Origin of the sequence: Marinobacter salinus (genome assembly GCF_001854125.1) — a bacterium.
Classification (GTDB): Bacteria; Pseudomonadota; Gammaproteobacteria; order Pseudomonadales; family Oleiphilaceae; genus Marinobacter; species Marinobacter salinus.
Genome location: NZ_CP017715.1, coordinates 3070976 through 3089011 on the forward strand (window position 1 = coordinate 3070976; position 18036 = coordinate 3089011).

Here is an 18036-nt window from a genome sequence, read left to right on the forward strand (position 1 = left end):
TTCTCCTGGTTTATTGCGCTCGTCGTTAATCAGTTTCCGGGGACCATCAGGCCCCGATATATGCTTTGCGAACCTGCTCGTTACCCAGCATGGCTTCCCGGTCACCTTCCATAACGAGGTGGCCGTTTTCCATGACGTAGGCGCGGTGGGCGATTTTGAGGGCCGCAAAGGCATTCTGTTCAGCCAGCAACACGGTAGTGCCAAGGCTGTTGATCTGTTTGATGGTTTCGAACATCTGCTTTACCACCAGTGGTGCGAGACCGAGGGACGGCTCGTCCAGCATCAGCAGTCGCGGGCGGCTCATCATGGCGCGGCCAATGGCAACCATCTGCTGCTGCCCCCCGGAAAGGGATCCGGCGGGTTGTTGGGCCTTGTCTTCAAGGATCGGGAACAGCTCCAGAACCTCGTTAAGACGTTTCTTGTTGCCCTGCCGGTCGCCACGATGAACAAAGGCCCCCATCATCAGGTTTTGCAGAACCGTCATCTGGGGAAATAGCTTGCGCCCTTCTGCACACTGCACCACTCCGCTGGAAACGATAGCACTGGCCTTCATGCCATTGAGAGTCTTGTCCTCAAAACGTATCTCGCCAGCGGTGGGTTTAATCAGCCCGCTGATGGCATTGAACAGGGATGTCTTACCAGCGCCATTGGCTCCGAGCAGGACCACCAGTTCGCCGGTATCCACGGTCATGGAAATATCAGTAAGGGCCTTGAAGCTGCCATAACAGACATCAACCTTCTCAAGCTGCAGCATCTTCATCACCTCCCAGATAGGCTTCAATCACTACCGGATTGTTACGAACTTCCTCCGGTGTGCCCTCGGCAATCTTCTCGCCGTGATCCAGCACCATGATCTTGTCCGCCAGGCTCATGATCATGTCCATCTTGTGCTCAATCAGGCAGACGGTCAGGCCGTTATCCACCATCTTGCGCATCAGCGCCGCAAAGCCTTCCGTTTCCTCCGGATTCACACCGGCGGCCGGCTCGTCCAGCAGCACAATTTTCGGATCGGTCGTCAGGGCAAGGGCGAAGGCAACACGCTTGCGCTCTTCCTGGGTAATGTCGGCAATGAACTGGCCGGCAACATGGGTCAGGCCGACAAAATCCAGGGCTTCCATCGCCTTGTCACGGGCCGCTTTTTCCTCACGCTGCAAACGCTTGCTGTTGATCAGCACATCCCACAGACCTGACTCGGTACGGAGGCGATGCCCCACAATAAGGTTGTCCAGCACCGACGCCTGCTCAAACAGGTTGGTGGTCTGGAATGTCCGGCCAACACCAAGCCGGGCGACCTTGTCGCAGGGCATGTTGGTGACATCCACACCGTCGAGCAGAATGTGCCCCGAGGTAGGCTGATGCAGACCGGAAATCAGGTTGAAGAAGGTACTCTTGCCAGCGCCGTTCGGGCCGATAATGGCGTTGATCTTGCCCGTTTCGAACTCCACGGACACATCGTTCACTGCGGCCAGGCCGCCGAACATTTTGGTCAGATGTTCTACCTTAAGCATTGTTTTCGGCCTCCCGGGTCTGAGCGGTCACAACTTTGCTCTCTTTGCGCTTTTTCCCCGGAGCGAGGGACTGGGCCTTGTGGTGCATCCAGGTAAGGAATGAGCCAGTGATTCCCCTGGGGAAAAAGATCACCAGGATGACCAGCAGCGGACCAAAGATGATCATCCGGTATTCCTCCAGGAACTGCAGGGACTGGGTGATCCAGATAATGCCCACGGTCCCCAGTAGCGGACCGGTGATGGTGCCTATGCCGCCCACCAGCAGGTAGGTGATCATGTCGAAGGTATGAACGATGTTGGCCTCTTCCGGGCCAATAAACCGCACCATACCCGCATAAAGCGCACCCGCCAGACCGGCATAGGTGGTGGACAGCACGAATGCCAGCACCTTATTTCGCATCAGGTTGATGCCCAGGGACTGCGCCAGCTCATCGCCATTACGGATGGCAATGAAGGTGCGGCCCAGCAGGGAACGGGACAATCTGCCCATGAACCAGATGGCGAACACCAGGAACGCCAGCACCAGATAATAAAAGGGGGTGGTTTCAGTGAAATCGACCAGGCCAAACCCGTAGGGTTCGGCTATGTCCCGGACACCGATAGGGCCGTGGGTGAGTTCTTCCCACTTATCGATCAGCAGGTAAATGATGAAGCCGACACACAGGGTGAAAATGGCGAAGTAATGCTCCTTCAGACGCAGGGATACTATACCCACGAAAAAGCCCAAAACCGCAGTTACCACCAGTGCGGCCAGAAACGCCGGCCAGAAGCTCCAGCCCGCATCCGCCGTGAGCAGACCGAGGGCGTAGGCGCCAATGGCGAAGAAGCCACCATGGGCCAGGTTCAGCTGACCACAGAAACCGGTAATGATATTCAGACCATAGACAGCAATCGCCCAGACGAAGGCCGATGCCATCACGTACACCTGATACTCATTGCTGGCCAGAAACGGGAAGACAATCGCAAATGCCAGCAGCGTCAGTTTCGCGCCTGGCTTCATTAACAAGGCTCCAAACTTGAACAACATGATCAGTGCGCCCCCTTCGCGAACAGGCCCTGCGGGCGGATGGAGAGAATCAATACCAACAGGCCGAAGGCAATGATGTCTTTGTAAGCGGTCGAGATGTAGAAACCGCCAAACGCTTCGGCAAACCCGATGATCATGCCGCCGACGATGGCACCGGGAATGCTCCCCATTCCTCCCAGAATAATAATGACGAACGCTTTCATGATGACCAGATGCCCCATGGCTGGATAAACCAGGTTGATCGGGGCATAGAGGGTGGCGGCAATGGCGGCCAGGGCACCGGAAATCGCAAAGGTCATCATCGCCACGCGATTGGCATCGATGCCGACCAGGAAAGCACCTTCCCGGCTCTGGGCCATGGCAATAATCGTGGCACCGGTCATGGTCTTACGCAGGAACATCTGCAAAACAAACACCAGGACGAAGGCCCCTACAATGATCAGCAGACGCTGTTCCGGGATGATCAGGCCATCAAAATTCATGATGCCGGTAAATGGTGAACTCATGCGACGGAAGTCCGAGCCCCAGAACATCTGCACCAGCGCTTCCAGGAACAGAAGAATGCCAATGGCGGCAATCTTGTCGTGGATTGGAGGCGAGTGCCGGAGGGGGTGGAAAACCAGGCGTTCACAGATAATGCCCAGCACCGCAATAACGGCTGCGGAGCCGGCCATGGCAACCCAGTAGTGAACACCGACATCGACCATGAAGAAGTACGACATGAACGCACCGACCATGTAGAGCGCGCCATGTGCGAAGTTCGGAATATGGAGAATGCCATAGACGAGAGTAAGGCCCAGGGCTACCAGACCGTAGATACTCCCCAGAGTTAATCCGTTGATGATTTGCTGGAAGAAAAGGTTCAATTATGCCCCTCCGTTGCTTGTTTTTATCGGGAATCTTTGAGGCTTAAATCCGCAGGGCATTCCTGCCCTGCACATTCGAATGAAACAATTACACTGTTCGTCTCGCGTGTCAATAATTTAAAATGCAGTTTCGCTGTGCGGACTTATAGTTGCATTTAACCTATCTTTGCCCGCCCTCCTTCCATTCTTCTTCCTGAAGCGCACGCCACATCAGCTTTCCAGTGGGGGACTTGGGCAGGGAGTCCACAAACTCAACAATGGTAGGCACCTTGTAGGCAGCCATCTGCTGCTTACACCAGGTGGCAATATCTTCGGCAGTGGTAGTGTCCTGTGCGTCCGGAGTGAGCACGATACAGGCTTTCACTGTCTCGCCCCGCTTGGGATCTGGAGAGGAAATGATGCATACCTCGTGGATCGCAGGATGACGATACATCAGCCCTTCGACTTCGGACGGCCATACCTTGAACCCGGACGCGTTGATCATCCGTTTCACACGATCCACCATGAAGAAATAGCCGTCTTCATCGTAGTAACCCAGATCGCCGGTGCGGAAAAACCGCTTGCCATCAATTTCTACAAAGGCAGCTTCGGTTTCCGCAGGTCGGTTCCAGTAACCAATAGTGACCTGGGGGCCACAGGACACGATCTCGCCGGTTTCTCCCGGCGCTTTTTCTTCCAGGGTTTCCACGTCAATAATGCGGCTGTCTACATCAAACACCGGGATACCGAGGCATTGCGCTTTGGGGTGTGCGTTGGGGTTGATGTGCGTGGCTGCCATGGTTTCCGAAAGGCCGTAGCCCTCGATGTAATCCAGTCCCGTCATTTTTTTCAGTTTCTCGGCGACTGCAACCGGCATGGCGGCGCCACCGCCACCGATCATATTAAGGCTGCTGAGGTCGTACTTTGAGAGGTCCGGATTGGACAGAAAATCCACTGCCATGGTCACGATGTTGGTCCAGCCCGTGACCTTGTAGCGTTCGATAAGTCTGGCCGCCGTAGTACGATCCCAGCGGGTCATGATGACCGACGTTGAGCCACTGAAAATGGGGCCGTTCATCGAACCAGTCATGCCGGTTACGTGAAAGAACGGCAAGGTGGCCAGTTGAACGCTGTCTGGCGTGGTCAGGTTCCAGAACACCCGGTGTACAGCGGTTGCCATGACAGAACGGTGAGTGTGCATGCACCCCTTGGGCGCACCCGTGGTGCCGGAACTATAAGGAATCACCGCCAGATCTTCCGGCGTCGCCGTGTGGGGCAGAGGTGCGCACTTTTCTGCCATTGCCGCTTCCCAGGTCACCACGCCCGGAATATGTTTTGACCAGGCGGGCTCGGCGACTTCAGCCGGAAGGTCCAGATCGGTATCGGCTTTGATGTAGGTGCTGTACGACGCCACCACTACCTGCTCAAGATCTGTCTCCGCCAGCATCGGCGCGATGAAGCCGGCAAGCTCCTGGCCTGCCAGGCACATAGCAGCGCCGGTGTCGGCAATGTAGTGCTCAAGTTCTGCAGCCCGGTTCATCGGATTGACCGGAATCACCACGGCATCTGCTCGCAGGATGGCGTAGTAGGAAATCACATACTGTGCCGAGTTCTGCATGTACAACAGCACCCGGTCCCCCTTCTTGACGCCCTGGGCCTGAAGGTAGCCAGCCATGGCCTTGACCTCCGCCAGCAGGCGACGGTAGGTCATCGGTGCATCATAAAAAATGAGCGCAGTATGATCCGGATAGCGTTGGGCCGAGATTTCCAGATTGGTAAAAACACTGGTCTTCGGCAGAGTCATGGTCTTGGGCAGTTCCTTCGGCCAGACGTTGTAATGGCGTGTGAACATGGTTGTTATTCTCCCCGGGGTGTATTCAGTTATCCGCCCATGCGGCTAAATCAAATTCATCGGTGCCCCCTGGCAGGGGGTCTTCGTGTCGCAACGGTGTAATCGCAATCGCCCGGTCTCGCAGCACCGTGACGTCGGCATCCGGCGCGACAATATGGCGGGAGCTACGCTCAAAACCGAGCCACCAGTAAGGCAGGCTTCGGGCATCGCGACCCGCCAGCAGACGGGCGCGCTGAATGGAGCCGGTAGACTGCCGGCACCAGCGTGCGGAGGTAATTTCATCTGCGTCACAGGCGGGGAAATTCACATTCCAGGCGCGTACTTCCCCTGCCTGCCAAAGCTTTCGAATCACCGATTCGCCGAACCGTTCAACCGGCGACCAATGGATACCTTCGCGGGAAAGAAAAGCCTGGCTCAGGGCGATTGCCGGAATGTTCATGTGCAGGGCGCTGAGCACCGCACCGACCGTTCCGGAGTACTGCACGGAGTCACTGATGTTGGCGCCGCAATTTACTCCCGACAGCACCAGGTCCGGCGGCGTTTCACCGAACCACTGGGCGAGGGAATACAGCACGCAATCTGCCGGTGTACCGGAAACCGCATAGCGCTTTGGCCCCGTCTCGTAGACCCGCAAGGGATCATGGATCGAGATGCTCTGGCCCGCACCGCTGCGGTCATGCTCCGGCGCGACAATCCAGACTTCCTCCGCCAGGTTGCGGGCGATCTTTTCCAGAACCGCCAACCCCGGTGCATTAATACCATCATCGTTGGTGATCAGAATGCGCCGAACGATTGGCTGTGACGTGACGTACAGATCACTCATGGCTGCTTCCCTTCACTGGCGATTTTCCAGCCCACCTGGGCCAGCAGGCTGGCACGCTTGCCAACGTCCAGGGCGTTGGCATTGGCGGCATTGCCGTCCAGTGCCCGTTTGTAAACGCCCTGCAGAATAGCCGCGAGCCTGAACAGGGAAAACGCCAGATAGACGTGCCAGTCATCGATACTGTCTCTGCCGGTTCTGGCACAGTAACGGGCAATGGTTTCCTGCTCGTTCGGCACACCCAGAGCCTCCAGATCCTCACCCTGAAGCCCCCGCATGCCCTCAAGATCTGACGGCAGGTAATAAGGAAGGCAGAAGTAGGCAAGGTCCGCCAGCGGATGCCCAAGTGTCGAAAGCTCCCAGTCCAGAATCGCGATCACCTCGGGCTTGTCCGGCGCCAGCATCAGGTTGCCGAACCGGTAGTCGCCGTGGGCGATGGCGCATTCGTCCGTGGACGGAAGGTTTTCCGGCAGCCAGGCCATAAGCTTGTCCATGGCGGGCATATCATCGGTCTTGGACGCCAGATATTGTTTGGTCCAGCGTGAAACCTGACGCGCCACATAGCCCTCCGGGCGCCCAAAGTCGCCGAGACCAATGGCGTTCACGTCCACAGAGTGCAGCTTGGCAAGGGTATCGATAGCGGACTGGTGAGCAGGCAGTCGCTCACTACGGTCCAATGCCCGCAGGGCCGAATGGCTGACGATCCGGCCTTCCATATAGTCCATGACGTAAAACGGCGTGCCAATAATCGAACTGTCCTCACACAGCACCCGAACCTTCGGAACAGGCACAACTGTGTGCTCCGACAGTGCGCGCATCACCTTGTATTCACGTTCCACCATGTGGGCGGATGGCAGCGTCTTTCCAGGTGGTTTCTTGCGCAGAACATAACGGCCGCTGTCGGTGTCCAGCAGGAACGTAGGGTTGGACTGACCACCCTGAAATTGTTTGACGTCCAGGCGATCACCAATCTCTGGCAACTCTTTTCGCAGCCAAACCAAAAGCCCGGACTCATCAAATTTGTGCGCTGGTAAAACCTCCACCAACTCCGGCTCCATACTCATTGCTCGTCTCAACCTTCTTTAATCTTTATGTGTGACAGCCCGCAAAGAGTTCAGCGGACGGCGGGTGGGGAGCCTTTCTGCAGGGAACAAAGATGTCCGAGCACAGCGAGTTCTTTTTCCCGAAAGAAAGGCTCCCCACCCACCGGCCTCCCCGCCACTCATAAGGCCCTACCTCAACAAATGGTTTCGCCACCATCCGCGACGATCACCTGCCCGGTGATATAGGCACTGGCCTTGGTGGACAGAAAAACCGCCAGCCCGGCAATGTCGACCGGGTCGCCGATTCTTCTGAGCGGCGTCTTATCTTCCGCACGCTTTACCCGCACCGGATCTTCCCACAGGGCCTTGGCGAAGTCGGTCTTGATCAGGCCGGGGGCAATGCTGTTCACGCGGATGCCTTTCGGACCCCATTCCACCGCGAGATTACGTGCCAGTGCCGCTTCCGCCGCCTTGGAGATGCCGTAGGTACCGATAGTGGTGTTGCCACGAATGCCTGCGATGCTGGACAGCAGCACCACCGTACCTTCGCCTCTCTCAGCCATCTGCGGCAGCACCATGTTGGTGAGCCAGAAAGTGCCTTTGACGTTGGTGTCCATGATCTTGTCCCAGGCCTCATCGGTCATTTCAGAGGTCGGGCCATAGACCGGATTGGTAGCGGCATTGCAGACCAGCACGTCGATGGATCCCCAGGCTTCGTTGGTTTTGTTTACCAAGTTCTGCAGGTCGTCTTTCTTGCCCACATGACAGGGAATGGCGATGGCCTCATAACCCTGCTCCTTCAGTTCGTTCGCCACCTGTTCACAGGCGTCAGGCTTGCGGCTGGAGATCACGACTTTTGCACCCAGACGGGCCATTTCCTCGGCGATCGAGCGGCCAATCCCTTTGGTGGAGCCGGTAATCAGGGCAACCTTGCCGGTCATATCAAAAAGCGGGTTGTTCATCATTCGATCCTCTTACTCAAGACTGGCGGTACTGGCGAAGCTCAAGCTTGGCCACAGAATCCAGATGCACCTCATCCGGTCCATCCGCCAGCCTCAACGTGCGCACTTTCGCCCAGGCCGATGCCAGGAAGGTGTCCTGACTTACGCCGGCGCCACCATGTACCTGAATGGCACGGTCGATCACTTTCAGCGCCATACTCGGAGCAATCACCTTGATCATGGCGATTTCCTGACGAGCTACCTTGTTACCTACGGTGTCCATCATGTGCGCCGCTTTCAGGGTCATCAGGCGGGCCTGCTCGATTTCAATACGACTGCGGGCAATGTCCTTGCGAATGGAGTCAAAGCTGGACAGTGGCTTGCCGAACGCCTCGCGTTCATTGGCACGCTTGCACATCAATTCCAATGCCCGCTCGGCAACACCGATAGTACGCATGCAATGGTGAATACGGCCCGGCCCAAGACGACCCTGGGCAATTTCAAAACCGCGGCCCTCACCCAGCAGCATGTTGCTGACCGGCACACGCACGTTCTCGTAATGGATCTCGGCATGGCCGTGAGGGGCGTGGTCATACCCAAACACCGTCAGGGGACGAACCATCTTCACGCCCGGAGAGTCCAGCGGCACCAGAATCATCGACTGTTGCTGGTGTTTCGGCGCATCCGGATCGGTCTTGCCCATCACGATGGCAATCTTCGAGGTCGTCGTCATTGCACCCGACGACCACCACTTCTTCCCGTTGATCACGTACTCGTCGCCTTCGCGACGGATCTCGCAGGCAATATTGGTTGCATCCGATGAGGCCACATCCGGCTCGGTCATGGAGAAACAGGAACGGATTTCACCCGCCAGCAAAGGTTTAAGCCACTGCTCCTGCTGCTCCTTATTACCGTAGCGTGCAATGGTTTCCATGTTGCCGGTATCCGGGGCGGAGCAGTTGAATACTTCCGGTGCCATCTCGGAGCGGCCCATAATCTCGCACAGATGGGCGTATTCGAAGTTGGTCAGGCCGGCGCCGAAGTCACTCTCCGGCAAAAACAGATTCCACAGGCCGGCGGCTTTTGCCTTGACCTTGAGCTCTTCAATAATGGGAACCGGAGCCCAGCGATTTTCAGCCTGTTCAACCTGTTCGTGATGCTTGTGCTCATTCGGATAGATGTGCGCATCCATGAATTCATTCAACTGCGCCTGCAGTTTTTTCGCTTTATCAGACAGCTCAAACATGCCCGCTTCCTCTTATTTATATTGGCATTGATACAGTGACCAGCCTTCAGGGGCGATCATCTCCGTTGTTATGCTTTTCCAACCATCAGATCGGGACGCCTTCCGGCTTGTCACTGCCAGATCGTATCCGGAAGGTACCTTCTGCGATGGCAAGCAGGTTGCCCTGATCATCATGTACTTCACCTGTGCTGTTAAAAATCCGGGTGCCACCGGCACGCTTGCGCCCGGTTACGCGGATGGTGCCGCTGGAGCACTGACCGGTGAAGGTAGTGGTCAGCGACAGGGTAATAGCCTTGCGCATACGCCCGGGGTATGGGCAGTAAGTACCCGCCTGGGCCATGGCAATATCGAGCAATGAAGTGAGGACGCCACCGTGAATGACACCACCGAGATTCAGGTGCCGGGGCTGGAGCTCAAGCGCGATCACCGCTTCATTCTCTTCCCAGGACGCCTGGTGGTAACCCAGCAGGCTGTGAAACCCGGGCAAATCTTTTCCATCAATGAAATCAGTCTCTTGGGTACTCATTACACCTTCATTCCTGGCAGGTTCAGGGAAGCCGTATTGCCGCCATCCACTGGCAACGCCTGGCCGGTGATGTAACTGGCGTCGTCGCTGGCGAAAAACAGTATGGCGGCTGCAATCTCCTCAGCATCACCATAACGGCGTAACTCACAGCGGGAGCCCAGTTTGTGGGCCTTTTCGTGAGTCCGTGCGTAATCGAATACCGCTCGGGTCATCCCGGTCTCCACCAGGCCGGGGCAAACAGCATTCACTCGGACATTATCATTACCCAGATCGCAGGCAGCGGTCATGGTCAGATTGATGACGCCAGCCTTGGAAGCACTGTAAGCATTGCCTCCCGCGCCAGACCGGATCCCCGCGACCGACGCCGTATTGACGATAGCGCCAAGCTTGCGTGCCTGCATATGCGGGGCAACATGTTTTATGAACAGCATGGTTCCGATGAGATTAACCGACAGGACCTTGTCCCATTCATTGCGATCATTCGCGGTCACCGGAGGATGGCCATTGCCGGTACTGGCGATGCCGGCAACGTTGCACAGAACGTCGATTTTTCCAAAACCGGCCATGGTTTCATCCACCAACTCCCTCACCAGGTCCTCGTCCGCCACATCAATCACGCGGCGAAGGCACTCAGCGCCTTCGGGCAGCCTGTTCTCGGTTTCAATCAGGCCCGCTTCGGAGGTATCTGCTATCACCACACGCGCACCTTCCCGAGCCAACCGCAACGCCGTTGCACGGCCAATTCCACTGCCCGCTCCGGTCACAATCGCTACCCGATGCTCAAAACGCCCCATGCCGCTACTCCTTGTGTTTCCTGTTTTGTTCTTGTCTTCGCGGTTTTTACTGCTTCAATAATTTGTCACGCCTTCCGGTTTTGAGTCAATATATTCGGAAGTTAATTTCACTAGATAAAACACGATAACACCGGAAGGGCAAAAAATGGAAAATGATGTGAATGCGATGCCAGTCTATGCCCCAGTGGCCCCCGGCGAAGTGATGGAGCCCATCGGGCGAAAAATTCAGGACCACGCCTTGAGTCGTGGCACTCAGCCGGCACTGATCAGCGACCAGGGAACCGTCAGCTGGCGAACGTTGATAACTCAGGTCAACCGGATTGCTAACCGCCTGCGATCAGCGGGGCTGCGAAAAGGGGATTGCGTGGCTGCGCTGTCGGAAAACAGCGCCGACTATGTGGCCCTCTATCTGGGCACACTCACCGCAGGCGGCTGCATGGTTCCCCTGTCGGGTATGGCCAGTGCTGAGGCTCTCGGATTGATGCTGAAAGACTGCAGGGCACAGTTCCTGTTTGTCTCTCCGAAAAACCGGGATCTCCTGTCTGCGTTCCGGGTGGGCCTCCCGTCACTCCCGGACAACCGGATCATTGCCCTCGGCGAGCACGGAGAAGGCATAGGCCCGGACTTGCCTGAATGGCTCGGCAAGGAACCAGCCGACCCGCAACCGGTAGAGCTTTCCCTGGATGATCCTTTCAACATTATTTACAGCTCAGGGACCACAGGAACCCCGAAAGGCATCCTCCATGATTACCGGTTTCGCCAGCGGCAGATGGTCCGTATGAGCCGGTTTGGTCTGGATGGCGATGCCATCAATCTTGTTTCTACCCCCTTGTATTCCAACACCACGCTGGTTTCCGTATTACCCACGCTGTTTCATGGCGGCACCCTGGTGATCATGGCAAAGTTCGACGCGCACCGGTTCCTGGAACTGGCGGAAAAGCACCGGGTTACCCATGCCATGCTCGTGCCCGTGCAATATCAGCGCATTCTGGCTGAAGCGGATTTTGACCGCTTTGACCTCTCCACCTTCAAACTTAAACTGTGCACCAGCGCGCCACTACACGCGGACGTCATCGCCAATGCCATGGCCCGCTGGCCCGGCAACATCCGGGAGGTGTACGGTCTGACCGAGGGCGGCATCTCCACCAGCCTCGACTGTGCCGCACATCCGGACAAGTGGGACTCGGTTGGCGTACCTACGGAAGGCGCCGACGTACGGGTTATTGACGAGGATGGAAAAGAATTACCAAGGGGAGCAACGGGCGAACTGGTCGGTCGGGCTATCTCGATGATGCGTGGTTACGTCAACCGGCCTGAGCAAACCCGGGAAATGCTTTGGACCAGCCCTGACGGCGAGGTTTTTTATCGTAGCGGCGACATGGGCCGAATCGACGAGGATGGCTTTGTCTACATTCTTGATCGCCGCAAGGATATGATCATCTCCGGCGGTTTCAACATTTATGCCGTTGACCTGGAGAAGGTCTTGCTGGCCCATCCAGCAGTCGCTGACGCCGCAGTCATCGGGATTCCCAGCGAGCAGTGGGGAGAAACACCTCTGGGGCTTGTGGTTCGAACGGGCGGGCACGACGAATCCGAAGCGCAAATACTGGCCTGGGCCAACACACAGCTGGGTAAAGGCCAGCGCCTCGCCGGCATCGAGTTCCGAGAGGAACTGCCACGCTCTACCATCGGCAAGGTGCTGAAACGGGAGCTGCGCAGCCCTTACTGGAACAAGACAGTGCAGTAGGTGCCGTTAGCGCTGCGCCAGTCGCTCAAGGGCAGCCCGACAGTCCTCGGACCGGAGGCGCTCGGAAAACACCGAGCGCTCCCGCTCCAGAGCTTCCCTGATCTGCTCGCGCCAGGGCGCACGAATCAGCCGTTTGCTGGCCCTCAAGGCATCACGGGGTTTGTCCGCCAGGCGACGGGCAAGGGTCAGCGCCTGTGCCACCGCCTCGCCATCTGCCACCACGGTGCTGACCAGCCCGCTCTCCCGGGCTTCCTCACCGGTAATCACTTCACCAAATAGCAACAGATCCATCGCCCTGCGCATGCCAAGGTGCAGCGGCATGGTCACCGTTGAGGCAGCCTCTGGCACCAGGCCCAGATCCACAAACGCGGTCTTGAACTTTGCATTCCGCCCTGTCACTACCGAATCACAATGCAATAGCAGAGTCGTTCCAATGCCAATAGCCAGCCCCTCGACACCGGCAATAACCGGAGTATCGCAGTTCATCAGCGTCTCGATAAACGCCAGGCCCGCCGATGGTTTCGGACGATCGTCCGTGGCCCGTGCCCGAAAGTCGTCAAGATCGTTTCCTGCCGTGAACACATTTCCCTTCCCGGAAATAACGATGGCGCTCACCTGATCGTCGGTATTCGCCCTTGTGATCGCCTCAGCAAGGCGTTCATACATGTCACGGGTCAGGGCGTTTTTCTTTTCCGGGCGGTTGATAATCAGGTGCAGCACACCGTCACACTGCTGAACATCGATCATTGAACTATCCTTCTGGAAACATTCTGTTGTTGTCGTCTGAAAACATCCTATTGCAAAAAGCCAATCTTGTGATAGATTCAAATAACAAGATTCACCATGCAGTCGCCTATTCTGCACAGTGAAACACCAAAGAAATGCCACTACAATAACGAACGAGGCCAAGTCATGAATCTCTTCGCCAACGCACGCAAAAGCCTGACCCTTTATGCGTCAGCCCTTACCCTCGGGATTTCCGCCGCACTTTCCGCCGCGCCGGCAGCCGCCCAGGAAACGTATACATGGAAAGTCCAGTCTCACTGGCCGGGCTCCAGCAGTTCTTACACGGACAGTCTGGTTCGACTGCAGCGGGTTCTGGACGAGCGCACTGATGGCCGCCTGCAACTGAAATTGTACGAAGCCGGCGCACTGTTCAAATCAAAGGAAATCTTTAACGCCGTGAGCCGCGGAATCCTGGAAATGGGAACCATCTCTCCGGCTTACGCCCAAGACAAAGTTTCTGTTGCAGGCATCGCCTCTGGCCTGCCATTCGCCTTCCGCAACGTTTGGGAAGCAGCCTATTTCCATCAGAACATGGGCTTTGAGCAGATGCTTCGTGATGAAGCTGCCGAGCACGGCGTTTACTGGGCAACCGACAAGGTCTATCCCACCGAGATGGTGGTCAAGAAGCCGATCAAGAGTTGGGAAGACTTCACCAGCCTGAAAATCCGGTCCTCCGGTGCCCTGCAAACGTTCCTGACCGAGGCCGGCGCCGCCGCTTCCTATATTCCGGGCAGCGAGCTGTACTCTGCGCTGGATTCCGGAATTGTTGATGGTGCCCACTGGGGTGCTGCCCAGGGTGCCTACAGCATGGGCCTCTATGAAGTGGCCAAGTACCACGTACAACCGGCCCTGAACATTGCCGGTACTGACGCCATCATTGTCAGCCAGAAGGCCCTCGACAAACTGCCGGAAGATATGCAGAAGACCGTCAAGGATGCCCTCAGCGAGCAGTTCTGGATCCGTACCAACGAGTACCAGTACAAGGAGCGAATCACTCTGGCCAAGGCGATTGCCGAAGAGGGCGTGGAGGTCAATGTTCTGCCTGATGACGTGCAGTCAAAGCTGGTGCAAACCGCACAGAAGATGTGGGACGAGGAAGGCAAGCGCAGCGAAAACGCCCAGAAGGCACTCGATATGCTGAAAGGCTACCTGGCTGAGCTCGGCTACCTCTGATCCTGGCCGTTTAAGAAAGCAAAAAAGGCCGGAGCCAATCGTCTCCGGCCTTTTTATCCCTGAATAGAACCAACGTCCTCCTGGAGAATACCATGGGTGTGATCACCGCATTCATGAGAGGGGTTACCCGTCTCAATGATTTTGTCGGGCGCTGGATAGCCCTCCTCATTTTTGCCATGTTCGTGTTCCTGCTACTGGAGGTTGGGTTCCGTTACCTGCTTAACTCACCAACAGTCTGGACCAACGAGCTCACCCAGATGCTGTTCGGGGTATACGCTGTTATGTCAGGTGGCTACATCATGGCGCATCGGGGCCATGTCAACGTTGACCTTCTGCACTCCCATCTTGCGCCGCGCAAACGCGCGGTCATGGATATCGCAACCTCCCTGGTGTTTTTCATTTTCACTCTGGCTTTGCTCTGGTTCGGTATCGATATGGCCAGTGAGTCCATCTCCAGCTGGGAAAGCTCCTACTCGGCCTGGAACCCTCCCGTCTGGCCAGTAAAGCTTGCCATACCCCTGGGGACAGGACTTCTTGTACTGCAGGGACTGGTCAAACTGCTTGAGGACATCGCCATCGCCTTTGACCTTGACTATTACACCCCTGAAGAGAGCGAATCCGAAGGAGAACAGCTGTGAGTATTGAAGTCCTGACCCTGCTGTTCTTTGGCGCACTGCTGTTTTTCCTGCTGCTGGGGCTGCCACTGGCGTTTGTTCTTGGCGGCGTGTCCGTGGTTTTTCTCTATTTCACCTGGGGGTTTGACTCCTTTTATATGGTCGCCTCGCAAATCTGGGGCACCATGGGCAGCTTTACCCTGGTGGCCATTCCGCTGTTCGTCTTCATGGCCATGATCCTGGAACGAACCGGTGTGGCAAGGGATCTGTACCGGATGATGCACCTCTGGTGCGGCGGTCTCCGGGGCGGACTTGCCCTTGGGACTCTAGGCATCTGCGCCGTATTCGCCGCGATGGTTGGTATCAGTGGCGCCGCCGTGGTCGCCATGGGCACGATTGCTCTGCCCTCGATGTTAGAAAGAGGCTACGACAAGAGCATGGCGCTGGGCGTCATCAACACCGGTGGTGGCTGGGGCATCCTGATCCCGCCCAGCATCCTGATGATCCTCTACGCCCTCATTACCGGTGTGTCCGTCGGCAAAATGTTTGCCGCAGGTATCATGCCCGGCATTCTGTTGATGGTGCTTACCGCCATTTACATCCTGGTTAGATGCCATCTCCAACCGGAACTCGCGCCGGCCCTTCCCAAAGAGGAACGTGGTACCTGGCCCGAAAAATTGCGCGCATTACGGGCCGTGCTCCTACCCATTGGGGTGGTTGTTATGGTCCTCGGCTCGATCATCGGCGGTATTACCACCCCGACAGAGGCGGCTGCCATGGGTGTACTTGGGTCCCTGATTTCCGCGGCAGTCTATCGCCAGTTCAAATGGGACATTCTCAAGGAAGCGGCAATCCGGACCTTCAAACTCACCGGCATGATCATGTGGATTCTGTTCGCCGCCCACGCCTTCAGTGCCGCCTATCAAAGCATGGGCGCCCAGGAACTTATTGAAGGCCTGATGAACATGATTCCCGGTGGTCCATGGGGCATTATCATTGCAATGATGGTGATCGTTTTCCTGCTGGCGATGGTACTGGATCCCGTAGGCATCATGCTGATCACCCTGCCGGTGTTCATGCCGATTGTGGAGAGTCTGGGGTTCGATCCAATCTGGTTCGGTATCCTCTTCGTGATCAATATGGAAATCGGGTACATGACCCCGCCATTCGGCTTCAACCTTTTCTACCTGAAAGGTATTGTGCCGCCGAGCATCACCATGAAAGACATCTACAAGTCGATTATCCCGTTCGTCATCGTGGAGATAATCGGCATTGGCCTGATCATGGTATTTCCGGAGATCGCAACCTGGCTGCCCGACCTCTTTTTCTGACACTGACCACGGAGTACTACCCTGTCGCACATATGGTGCAACCATAAAAAACCCGGCCCTTCCCAGGCCGGGTTTTTTGTACACAACCGGTTATGCGGGCCTGATCAGGAGATCAGGTTGGAGACAAAGACAATGGCCCCGGGTGGTGCCCGATTCGTTGCCGTTGAGAGGAAAGTTAACTAGCCGGTTTTACTGATAAAGCGCGCAACCAGGTCTTTCAGACCACGCGACATGGCGCTGAGTTGATCGCTGCTTTGCTTGGCGGAGTTGGCCTGGTCATCACTGTGATCCGCCAGCTCGGCGATATTTATAACCTGGCGATTGATTTCTTCCGAGACCTGGCCCTGCTCCTCAAACGCTGCCGACATACTGATGAAACTGTCGGAAATGGTCTGTATGGACGTGACAATATCCCGCAGGGAAGTCTCTGCGTCACGGACCCTGTCAAGGCCCTGACCAGCCACGGCCTCACCTTCGCGGGTTGCCTCGACAGCCTCCTCAACCTGTTGTTTGAAATCGTTGATCACCTCCTGGATACGGACGGTGGACTCACGGGTACGGCTGGCAAGCGAACGCACTTCATCGGCGACGACGGCGAAACCACGTCCCTGCTCACCGGCGCGCGCGGCTTCGATGGCCGCATTCAGAGCCAGCAGATTGGTCTGCTCGGCAATCTCCGATATCAGGCTCGCCGCTTCACCAATGCTGTTGGTTGACTCGCCCAGTTTGCTGATGGTGGTGCCAATACCGTTTACGCGATTCACAAGCTGCTCAATCGCCACCAGGGCTTCCGCACTGCGCTCACTGCCGACACCGGCAAGACGATTTGCCTCCTCGGCTTCCCGGGCGTTACCCGTTACCGATTCAGTAACTTCCTGGATAGACGCGGTCATTTCCGTTATCGCAGACGCCGTTTGATCCGTTTCAGACCTTTGGCGGGCGATCGCCGCAGCGCCGTCTCTGATGTAACCATGGGATGCACGGGCCTGCTCATACAGGAGTTCGGCCTGATCATCTATTCTGGCAAGGGCCGTGCGCACGCGCGCCTCCTCGCTGACGAGCATCATCGATACCTGAGACAGCAGGCCACGCTCATCGCTGTAGGTCCGGGCCACAACGGGATCGTGGAAGGCATCCGGTCGAAGATCCAGCAGTGCTCTCAGCCGGTTGGAGAGAGAGCCGAATACCAGCGAGAAACCAAGAACCTGACCAACCACCACCAGCGAGACCGCGAGCCACGGCTGATCAAGCCGAAGCGCAACCAGACTGAACCCGAGCGAGAGAATGAAAGGCCATCCGGACCGGAACATGGACAACGCCCGGTTACGGAACGGGGATGACAGTTTGCCGGCAGAAATCTTGCCATAAAGCCGTTCTGAACGGGCAACCTGTTCCCGGGTGGGCTCGACCCGTACCGATTCATAGCCGACCATCTGGCCATTCTCGCGGATCGGCGTTACATAGGCACTGACCCAGTAATGATCACCGTTCTTGGCCCGGTTCTTTACCACACCCATCCAGGCCTTGCCGGCCTTGAGGTAATCCCACATGCCCTGGAACACGGCCCGGGGCATGTCCGGATGGCGGATCACATTGTGCGCCTGGCCAATCAGCTCTTCTCGGGAGAAGCCACTGATCTCCACGAACTCCTCGTTGCAGTAGGTAATCACTCCCTTGAGATCGGTGGTGGTGATCAGCCGACCTCCTTTGCGCATTTTCACTTCACGCTGGGTTACCGGGAGATTCTTGCGCATAGACATACCTACTCTTCAATTCGGGCCTG

17 protein-coding genes are annotated in these 18036 nt (G+C 56.8%); 4 read left to right on the forward strand and 13 right to left on the reverse strand.

Annotated features, from left to right (window positions below):
* Window positions 1–46: 46 nt before the first annotated feature.
* The 11 genes from BKP64_RS14300 to BKP64_RS14350 form a co-directional block, all read right to left on the reverse strand.
* Window positions 47–760, reverse strand: coding sequence for an ABC transporter ATP-binding protein (locus tag BKP64_RS14300; protein ID WP_227515407.1), 714 nt, complete (start codon window positions 758–760; stop codon window positions 47–49).
* Complete coding sequence (locus tag BKP64_RS14305) at window positions 741–1508, reverse strand: ABC transporter ATP-binding protein (RefSeq protein WP_070971493.1); 768 nt, start codon at window positions 1506–1508, stop codon at window positions 741–743. The genes BKP64_RS14300 and BKP64_RS14305 overlap by 20 nt, the downstream gene beginning before the upstream one ends.
* The gene (locus BKP64_RS14310) at window positions 1501–2508 is read right to left on the reverse strand and encodes a branched-chain amino acid ABC transporter permease (protein ID WP_227515408.1); all 1008 of its coding nucleotides are present in this window, start codon (window positions 2506–2508) and stop codon (window positions 1501–1503) included. The genes BKP64_RS14305 and BKP64_RS14310 overlap by 8 nt, the downstream gene beginning before the upstream one ends.
* A 29-nt stretch (window positions 2509–2537) precedes the next feature.
* Window positions 2538–3401 carry a branched-chain amino acid ABC transporter permease gene (locus BKP64_RS14315; protein WP_070971498.1) on the reverse strand — a complete coding sequence of 288 codons (864 nt, stop codon included), beginning with the start codon at window positions 3399–3401 and terminating at the stop codon, window positions 2538–2540.
* 160 nt (window positions 3402–3561) lie between these two features.
* Window positions 3562–5232, reverse strand: a complete 1671-nt coding sequence (locus BKP64_RS14320; RefSeq protein WP_070971502.1) for a long-chain fatty acid--CoA ligase — start codon at window positions 5230–5232, stop codon at window positions 3562–3564.
* 25 nt (window positions 5233–5257) lie between these two features.
* Window positions 5258–6055: a 5'/3'-nucleotidase SurE gene (surE, locus tag BKP64_RS14325; RefSeq protein ID WP_070971504.1), complete on the reverse strand. Its 798-nt coding sequence runs from the start codon at window positions 6053–6055 to the stop codon at window positions 5258–5260.
* Complete coding sequence (locus BKP64_RS14330; protein ID WP_070971507.1) at window positions 6052–7116, reverse strand: phosphotransferase; 1065 nt, start codon at window positions 7114–7116, stop codon at window positions 6052–6054. Before BKP64_RS14330 ends, surE begins: the two co-directional genes overlap by 4 nt.
* 173 nt (window positions 7117–7289) lie before the next feature.
* The gene (locus BKP64_RS14335) at window positions 7290–8057 is read right to left on the reverse strand and encodes an SDR family NAD(P)-dependent oxidoreductase (protein WP_070971510.1); all 768 of its coding nucleotides are present in this window, start codon (window positions 8055–8057) and stop codon (window positions 7290–7292) included.
* Window positions 8058–8073: 16 nt separating this feature from the next.
* Window positions 8074–9282 carry an acyl-CoA dehydrogenase family protein gene (locus BKP64_RS14340; protein ID WP_070971513.1) on the reverse strand — a complete coding sequence of 403 codons (1209 nt, stop codon included), beginning with the start codon at window positions 9280–9282 and terminating at the stop codon, window positions 8074–8076.
* Between the two features lie 85 nt (window positions 9283–9367).
* A complete protein-coding gene (locus tag BKP64_RS14345; protein ID WP_070971516.1) occupies window positions 9368–9808 on the reverse strand; it encodes a PaaI family thioesterase in 441 nt (146 codons plus the stop codon).
* A complete protein-coding gene (locus tag BKP64_RS14350) occupies window positions 9808–10602 on the reverse strand; it encodes an SDR family NAD(P)-dependent oxidoreductase (protein ID WP_070971518.1) in 795 nt (264 codons plus the stop codon). The genes BKP64_RS14345 and BKP64_RS14350 overlap by 1 nt, the downstream gene beginning before the upstream one ends.
* A 145-nt stretch (window positions 10603–10747) precedes the next feature.
* Here BKP64_RS14350 and BKP64_RS14355 point away from each other — a divergent pair, with 145 nt between their 5' ends.
* A complete protein-coding gene (locus tag BKP64_RS14355; protein WP_070971522.1) occupies window positions 10748–12349 on the forward strand; it encodes a class I adenylate-forming enzyme family protein in 1602 nt (533 codons plus the stop codon).
* A gap of 6 nt (window positions 12350–12355) precedes the next feature.
* On the opposite strand, the gene BKP64_RS14360 is transcribed toward BKP64_RS14355, so the two are convergent.
* Window positions 12356–13096 carry an enoyl-CoA hydratase/isomerase family protein gene (locus BKP64_RS14360; RefSeq protein ID WP_070971525.1) on the reverse strand — a complete coding sequence of 247 codons (741 nt, stop codon included), beginning with the start codon at window positions 13094–13096 and terminating at the stop codon, window positions 12356–12358.
* 165 nt (window positions 13097–13261) lie between these two features.
* Between BKP64_RS14360 and dctP the strand changes: the two genes are divergently transcribed.
* The 3 genes from dctP to BKP64_RS14375 all read left to right on the forward strand — a co-directional run bounded on the left by dctP (window position 13262) and on the right by BKP64_RS14375 (window position 16253).
* Window positions 13262–14308 (forward strand): TRAP transporter substrate-binding protein DctP, encoded by a 1047-nt coding sequence (dctP, locus tag BKP64_RS14365; protein WP_070973697.1) that lies wholly within the window; start codon window positions 13262–13264, stop codon window positions 14306–14308.
* A gap of 92 nt (window positions 14309–14400) precedes the next feature.
* Window positions 14401–14946, forward strand: coding sequence for a TRAP transporter small permease subunit (locus BKP64_RS14370; protein ID WP_070971528.1), 546 nt, complete (start codon window positions 14401–14403; stop codon window positions 14944–14946).
* Window positions 14943–16253, forward strand: coding sequence for a TRAP transporter large permease (locus BKP64_RS14375; RefSeq protein WP_070971530.1), 1311 nt, complete (start codon window positions 14943–14945; stop codon window positions 16251–16253). Before BKP64_RS14370 ends, BKP64_RS14375 begins: the two co-directional genes overlap by 4 nt.
* 179 nt (window positions 16254–16432) lie before the next feature.
* Here the strand turns inward: BKP64_RS14375 and BKP64_RS14380 are convergent, their stop codons facing one another.
* Entirely contained in the window at window positions 16433–18007 is a 1575-nt protein-coding gene (locus tag BKP64_RS14380; RefSeq protein WP_070971532.1) for a methyl-accepting chemotaxis protein, read from the reverse strand.
* Window positions 18008–18036: the final 29 nt, after the last annotated feature.

Excerpts from the sequence above, each read along its gene's own strand:
- BKP64_RS14300 (WP_227515407.1), bottom strand. The coding sequence starts at position 760 with ATGAAGATGCTGCAGCTTGAGAAGGTTGATGTCTGTTATGGCAGCTTC.
- BKP64_RS14305 (WP_070971493.1), bottom strand. The coding sequence starts at position 1,508 with ATGCTTAAGGTAGAACATCTGACCAAAATGTTCGGCGGCCTGGCCGCA.
- BKP64_RS14310 (WP_227515408.1), bottom strand. The coding sequence starts at position 2,508 with ATGAAGCCAGGCGCGAAACTGACGCTGCTGGCATTTGCGATTGTCTTC.
- BKP64_RS14320 (WP_070971502.1), bottom strand. The coding sequence starts at position 5,232 with ATGTTCACACGCCATTACAACGTCTGGCCGAAGGAACTGCCCAAGACC.
- surE (WP_070971504.1), bottom strand. The coding sequence starts at position 6,055 with ATGAGTGATCTGTACGTCACGTCACAGCCAATCGTTCGGCGCATTCTG.
- BKP64_RS14330 (WP_070971507.1), bottom strand. The coding sequence starts at position 7,116 with ATGAGTATGGAGCCGGAGTTGGTGGAGGTTTTACCAGCGCACAAATTT.
- BKP64_RS14335 (WP_070971510.1), bottom strand. The coding sequence starts at position 8,057 with ATGAACAACCCGCTTTTTGATATGACCGGCAAGGTTGCCCTGATTACC.
- BKP64_RS14340 (WP_070971513.1), bottom strand. The coding sequence starts at position 9,282 with ATGTTTGAGCTGTCTGATAAAGCGAAAAAACTGCAGGCGCAGTTGAAT.
- BKP64_RS14345 (WP_070971516.1), bottom strand. The coding sequence starts at position 9,808 with ATGAGTACCCAAGAGACTGATTTCATTGATGGAAAAGATTTGCCCGGG.
- BKP64_RS14350 (WP_070971518.1), bottom strand. The coding sequence starts at position 10,602 with ATGGGGCGTTTTGAGCATCGGGTAGCGATTGTGACCGGAGCGGGCAGT.
- BKP64_RS14355 (WP_070971522.1), top strand. The coding sequence starts at position 10,748 with ATGGAAAATGATGTGAATGCGATGCCAGTCTATGCCCCAGTGGCCCCC.
- BKP64_RS14360 (WP_070971525.1), bottom strand. The coding sequence starts at position 13,096 with ATGATCGATGTTCAGCAGTGTGACGGTGTGCTGCACCTGATTATCAAC.
- dctP (WP_070973697.1), top strand. The coding sequence starts at position 13,262 with ATGAATCTCTTCGCCAACGCACGCAAAAGCCTGACCCTTTATGCGTCA.
- BKP64_RS14370 (WP_070971528.1), top strand. The coding sequence starts at position 14,401 with ATGGGTGTGATCACCGCATTCATGAGAGGGGTTACCCGTCTCAATGAT.
- BKP64_RS14380 (WP_070971532.1), bottom strand. The coding sequence starts at position 18,007 with ATGCGCAAGAATCTCCCGGTAACCCAGCGTGAAGTGAAAATGCGCAAA.